This window comes from Tumebacillus lipolyticus (assembly GCF_042682745.1).
Classification (GTDB): domain Bacteria; phylum Bacillota; class Bacilli; order Tumebacillales; family Tumebacillaceae; genus Tumebacillus_A; species Tumebacillus_A lipolyticus.
Genome location: NZ_JBHUIO010000020.1, coordinates 1 through 5,401, shown reverse-complemented (window position 1 = coordinate 5,401; position 5,401 = coordinate 1). Strand labels below are relative to the sequence as shown.

The 5,401-nt window shown below is 52.5% G+C and carries 6 protein-coding genes, 1 tRNA gene, 1 rRNA gene and 1 pseudogene; 7 read left to right on the top strand and 2 right to left on the bottom strand.

From position 1 onward, the window contains the following. Nucleotides 1-86: 86 nt before the first annotated feature. A tRNA-Leu gene (locus tag ACFSOY_RS20310) sits at nt 87-173 on the top strand. Nucleotides 174-177: 4 nt separating this feature from the next. Beyond that, nucleotides 178-294: ribosomal RNA gene (rrf, locus tag ACFSOY_RS20305) — 5S ribosomal RNA — on the top strand. A gap of 281 nt (nt 295-575) precedes the next feature. Here rrf and ACFSOY_RS20300 read toward each other — a convergent pair. Both ACFSOY_RS20300 and ACFSOY_RS20295 read right to left on the bottom strand, forming a co-directional pair. Then, nucleotides 576-1,442: an MBL fold metallo-hydrolase gene (locus tag ACFSOY_RS20300; protein WP_386049679.1), complete on the bottom strand. Its 867-nt coding sequence runs from the start codon at nt 1,440-1,442 to the stop codon at nt 576-578. 99 nt (nt 1,443-1,541) lie between these two features. Next, nucleotides 1,542-1,799: a hypothetical protein gene (locus tag ACFSOY_RS20295; protein WP_386049678.1), complete on the bottom strand. Its 258-nt coding sequence runs from the start codon at nt 1,797-1,799 to the stop codon at nt 1,542-1,544. A 155-nt stretch (nt 1,800-1,954) separates the two neighbouring features. Between ACFSOY_RS20295 and larE the strand changes: the two genes are divergently transcribed. The 5 genes and pseudogenes from larE to larC (ACFSOY_RS20270) all read left to right on the top strand — a co-directional run bounded on the left by larE (nt 1,955) and on the right by larC (ACFSOY_RS20270) (nt 5,228). Further along, nucleotides 1,955-2,764: an ATP-dependent sacrificial sulfur transferase LarE gene (gene larE, locus ACFSOY_RS20290; RefSeq protein WP_386049677.1), complete on the top strand. Its 810-nt coding sequence runs from the start codon at nt 1,955-1,957 to the stop codon at nt 2,762-2,764. Further along, nucleotides 2,761-3,507, top strand: a complete 747-nt coding sequence (larB, locus tag ACFSOY_RS20285) for a nickel pincer cofactor biosynthesis protein LarB (RefSeq protein ID WP_386049676.1) — start codon at nt 2,761-2,763, stop codon at nt 3,505-3,507. The genes larE and larB overlap by 4 nt, the downstream gene beginning before the upstream one ends. Next, nucleotides 3,504-3,689, top strand: a pseudogene (larC, locus tag ACFSOY_RS20280) (nickel insertion protein); the annotation flags it as partial. The gene larB and the pseudogene larC (ACFSOY_RS20280), both read left to right, overlap by 4 nt. A 37-nt stretch (nt 3,690-3,726) precedes the next feature. After that, a complete protein-coding gene (locus tag ACFSOY_RS20275; RefSeq protein ID WP_386049681.1) occupies nt 3,727-4,050 on the top strand; it encodes a hypothetical protein in 324 nt (107 codons plus the stop codon). Beyond that, complete coding sequence (gene larC, locus ACFSOY_RS20270; RefSeq protein WP_386049680.1) at nt 4,047-5,228, top strand: nickel pincer cofactor biosynthesis protein LarC; 1,182 nt, start codon at nt 4,047-4,049, stop codon at nt 5,226-5,228. The genes ACFSOY_RS20275 and larC (ACFSOY_RS20270) overlap by 4 nt, the downstream gene beginning before the upstream one ends. Nucleotides 5,229-5,401 lie beyond the last annotated feature (173 nt).

Genomic DNA, 5,401 nt, shown 5'->3' with positions numbered 1-5,401 from the left:
TTAAGCTCCGCAGAGCCGATGGTACTTGGACCGCAGGGTCCTGGGAGAGTAGGTCGCCGCTAGGCGTGTTTTTCCAAATTTCATACGCGGTCATGGCGGAATTGGCAGACGCGCAAGATTCAGGTTCTTGTGGGGGCAACCCTGTGGAGGTTCAAGTCCTCTTGACCGCACCAACCGTCTAGTGATAATGTCGCGGAGGTCACACCTGTTCCCATCTCGAACACAGAAGTTAAGCTCCGCAGAGCCAATGGTACTTGGACCGCAGGGTCCCGGGAGAGTAGGACGTCGCTAGGCAAAAGATAAGACTCGATCTGATGATCGGGTCTTTTTTATTTTTATAAGCGAACAGCTAGAAAAGGTGCCGCGTTCGTTCGAAGCGAGGCGAAGAACCACCGTAGCGAAAGTGAAGGAATGGTACTTAGGGTCTTGGGATAGTAGAATATCGATAGTCAAAAAAGACTCGATCTGATGATCGGGTCTTTTTTGAATGCGAATGGATCAAGATTTTCGCAGAGACTGCAGAGCGCACCAAGATCGAAAGGCAACGATCGGGAGGCTGCTTTTGCATTCGATGTTCAGTTTGTCCAATTTTGCATTCTTTTGACCAGCCTGTTCAGTGCAGCATGCATCTCCGCCTCTGGCATCATGATCCGTTTGCCGTGTCCGGGTAAGAGCCAGGAGAAACGTTCTTCAGCCAACCGTTCCATCGACCTCGTTTGCTCTTCGAAAGAGTACCAGCAATAATCACGGTGTGACGTCAGTTCATTTGGCGATCCGTCCCATGCTAGATGGTCACCAGAAAAGAGAAAGGTCTGTTTGTAGAGGAGCACTGTGTGGCCGATCGTATGTCCAGGCTGTGGAATCAACTTAAAATCGGGGTGCCAGAAAATCGGTTCCGTCCCGGTCAGCAGATGCTCAGCATCAGGTTGGGAGTCGCGTTCCAGTTCGTGAATAATCCGCTCTGCCCGAAAATGTGAGGCATACTTATCCGCATCTGCCACATCATCGCGGTGAGTCAAGAAGAGATATCGAATGCCGCCGAGCGCTTCGATCTTTCGCACGAGTGGCAGATGAAAACGAGGGGAATCGATCAGCCAGTTCCCGTCAGGATGCAGAATGAGGTAGCTGCTGCCCCCGTAGGATTTGCGAGAGGTGAAGCCGCAGTAGTAAATGCCCTCTGTCAGCAGCAATGGGAAATCGGCGCTCGCCAGTTGAAGCTCATCTGTGTGTGCCGTTTGGATCGCGCCTGTCGGACAGGAGAGCAACGCGTGGAATGCACCGCGCTTCTGATCAGCAGTTTGCGGTTGAGCGGTCACGGCTGAGAACTTCCCTACTTCTGAAAAATGATCGGGAGCGAGCTGTCTGCACGTATCGCAATTGATGCAGTTCGTATTGACGAAGAAATCACCAGATACATTTGCTGCGAGCTTGGTTGGAGCCATCACCAAACCTCCCTTATTTTATTTACATACATAATTATATGTTATCAGATAAAAACAAGACCCGATAGTGAATATCGGGTCTTGTTGCAGAAAACATCACTATTCTTCGTCAAAGTACTTGTAAAACAGGTAGCCCTTTGCCCATTTGTCGGCGATCTTTTGCCCTTGGGCCGCTTGGACAAACAGCGAGACCAATTTGTCATCGATATCGTCTTTGCTATAGTTGTGGCGTCTGGTCACTTCACTGTGCAATTTATCCAGTTTGGTGAACATCTGCTCAACAATTTCCTCATCTTCTTCGGCAATTTGATCATATGTATTCTCTAACTCGTAAACCGTTTCACGCTTCAGCATCATCGTTGGTTTCACCTCCTGTCTTAGTATGCCCGAAGTAAGGTGTGCTTGTCGCCTGTTTTTTCACCGATGAGGGTTAAAAGTCTGAAGAGTTGTCTTCATGTATGGACTCGTGACCGGAGTGCAATCTCAAGATCGAAGAGAGGGTGTGTCGAACGATGGAACGAAAAAAGGCGCAGCTGTACGCGATTTTACGCGAGATGGACCGGGTGATCGTTGCATTTTCTGCTGGCATCGACAGCACGTTTGTGCTGAAATGTGCGCAGGAAGTTCTCGGGGGCAATGTGCTAGCGGTCACCGCAGCATCAGAAACTTTTCCCGAGCGTGAATTGCAAGAGGCGATCGATCTTGCCAAGCAGTTTGGCGTGCGCCATGAGGTGGTGCAGATCAAGGAGATGGCAAACCCCGATTTTGTGAGCAACAATCCGGATCGTTGCTACCATTGCAAAGCGGGTTTGTACCATACGCTCACCGCTTTGGCGCAAGAGCGCGGGATCCAGCACATTTTGGATGGGGCGAACATGGATGACCTTGGCGATTACCGCCCAGGGCGGAGAGCGGCTAAAGAGTATGCGATTCGAAGCGTCCTGCAAGAGGCGGAGATCTTTAAAGCGGAACTTCGGGTGATGGCGAGGGAGATGGGGGTGCCCAACTGGGAGAAACCGTCGTTCGCCTGTCTGTCATCGCGCATTCCGTACGGATCGCTGATCACACTTGAGAAAGTTGGCCAGCTGGACCGAGGGGAAGAGAAGCTTCGCAAATTTGGTTTCAAGCAGATCAGAATTCGTCACCATGATCAGATCGCGCGGGTCGAAGTTTTGCCAGAAGAGTTGGGGAAAGCGGTCGAGTTGGCGGAGAAGATTACCGAGATTTTAAAAGGGGAAGGCTTTACGTATGTGACGCTCGACCTGCAAGGATACCGCAGCGGCTCGATGAACGAAGCGCTGAGGGAGAAGTCAAACGCATGAGGCTGCAGGAGATCTTGAGCAAAGTCCAGCGCGGAGAATGGTCGATCGCCCATGCGGAGGCGGTCATCCGCGGATTTGAAGACATCGGATTTGGCAAGGTCGATTACGCGCGGGAGTCGAGAAATGGCTTCCCCGAGGTGATTTTTGGACAGGGAAAATCGTCTGAGCAAGTGGGAGCGATCTTCGAGCGTCTCTATCGGCAACATGGCAAAGCGATGGTCACCCGCGCGGATCAGGCGATGGCAGAATCGGTGCGCGGGGTCGTTCCAGAGGCGGTGTTCGAACCGGTATCGCGGCTTTTGACGGCCGGATGTTGTGACCGTCATTTCGTAGGCAAGGTGGCTGTGCTCTCCGCTGGAACTGCCGATCTTTCGGTGGCGGAGGAAGCGGCGCAGACGGCAGAATGGATGGGGAATGAGGTCGAACGAATCTACGATGTGGGGGTGGCAGGTCTCGACCGGCTGCTCGCACAGCGTGAGCGCATTCGGGAGGCGAGCGTCCTCATCGTTGTGGCGGGAATGGAAGGCGCTTTGGCGAGCGTGATCGGCGGGCTGGTACGCCGCCCAGTGATCGCGGTGCCAACCAGTGTAGGCTATGGGGCACATTTTAGCGGTTTGACACCGTTGCTTTCGATGCTGACCTCTTGTGCCGCAGGAGTGACGGTTGTCAACATCGACAACGGTTTCGGCGCGGCGTATGCGGCATCGATCATCCAACAGGCGATACGCGAGGGGGCAAAATGATGAGAACGCTCTATTTGGATTGTATCTCCGGCATCAGCGGCGACATGCTGTTGGCAGCCCTCGTCGATGCGGGTGCCGATCTTGAGTATATAAAACGAGAGCTGATGAAATTGCCGATCGATGATTTTAAGCTATGGGTGGAAACTGTGGACAAGCAGGGAATCACAGCCAAAAAGCTGCATATTTGTCTCCCCGTAGTGGGGGCGGAGCATCATAGTCATGGACATAGTCACGGACATAGTCACGGACATAGTCACGGACATAGTCATAGTCATAGTCATGGTCATGGTCATGCTGAATGGCATCAGCATGACCATAAGCAAACTAATGAAGAGGGACATCGGCATAGCCCAGGTCAGGCGGTCGCTCACCAGCATAAACATTGCCAAGCTGATGGGGGACATGAACATCACGATGTTCAAACGAGTGTTCGCCCGGGCGGAGAAGGTTACGAAAATAGAGGAAGCGCGCACCAACATCATCATAACTGTAATCAATCGGACTTCCATCAACACGAGCATCAGCGCGGAGAAGAAAATGTGAATCAGTATATAGTTGAGCAAGAGCAAGGGAGAAAGCATCAGCACAGGCTGAGTCATGGTGATCGAAGCGCGCATCAGCATGTACATATTCAAGATCGAGGAGGTATTCATCACCATGCGCATCACAGTGTTCATGGTGATGATGTCGGCGAGCCCTTATCTGTTCACCATCATCATGAGCATCGCAAGGCGGCGACCATCTTAGAGATGATCAGGGAGAGTGAACTCCCGGAGCGAGTAAAGGCGCGCAGTCTGGCGATCTTTGAAGTGATCGCCCAAGCGGAAGGAAAGATTCACGGCATCTCCCCGGCTGAGGTTCATTTTCATGAGGTTGGGGCGATGGACTCGATCATCGATACGATCGGGATCTGCCTCGGGCTGGAGAGCTTAGGTGTGGATCAACTGATCGCATCTCCCGTGCCGACCGGATATGGCAAGCTGCGGATGGCACACGGGCTGTACCCGATCCCAGCTCCGGCGACTGCCGAGCTGTTGCGGGGAATTCCGCTCGCTCGATCCCACTCGGAAGGCGAGCTCACCACCCCGACAGGCGCAGGGGTGCTCAAGGCGCTGGTCGGACAGTTCGGTCCCCTTGAGCACATCATGGTTGAAAAGATCGGTTATGGTGCGGGGACAAAAGATTTTGCTGTGCCGAACGTGATCCGCGTTCTGCTCGGGGAGGCGAAAGCAGAGGAGTCGACGCGTGAGATCGTCCATGTGTTGGAGACTCAACTGGATGACTGTACGGCCGAGTCACTCGGCTATGTGATGGAACGCCTTTTTGCAGGCGGAGCGCTCGACGTGTACTTCACTGGCGTTCAGATGAAAAAGCATCGGCCAGGCACACTGCTCACCGTGCTCTGTCAGCCGGAGTTGACCAGCAGGCTGGAAGAGATCTTGCTTGTAGAGACGACCACATTTGGAGTTCGCCATAGTGTGTGGACAAGGCGGGTGCTCGCCCGAGAGTTTGTCGAGACAGAAACGCCGTTTGGCAAGATTCGATTAAAGGTGGGCAAGTCGGGAGGCGATGTGTTGCAAAGCACGCCCGAGTATGAGGACGTCGCGCGATTGGCGCGAGAAAAAAACGTACCTTTTCATGAAGTATACCGTGCGGCGTTGAACGAGAACAAAACAATGAGCTATTCTAACAAGAATCAGTCTAGTTCCGATTCTTGTTAGAATATCAACCGATATGGGGGAATTGTTAGTTGAGCCAATCATCTGGGCATGATAAGATAGCTCTTGTCGCCGCGAGAGACAAGCGGATGACACAGATGTGAAACGCGATTGATCCTTGAAAACTAAACGAGTGTTATGAAGAGAGATGCGAGTCAAGATACAAACTTTTATTG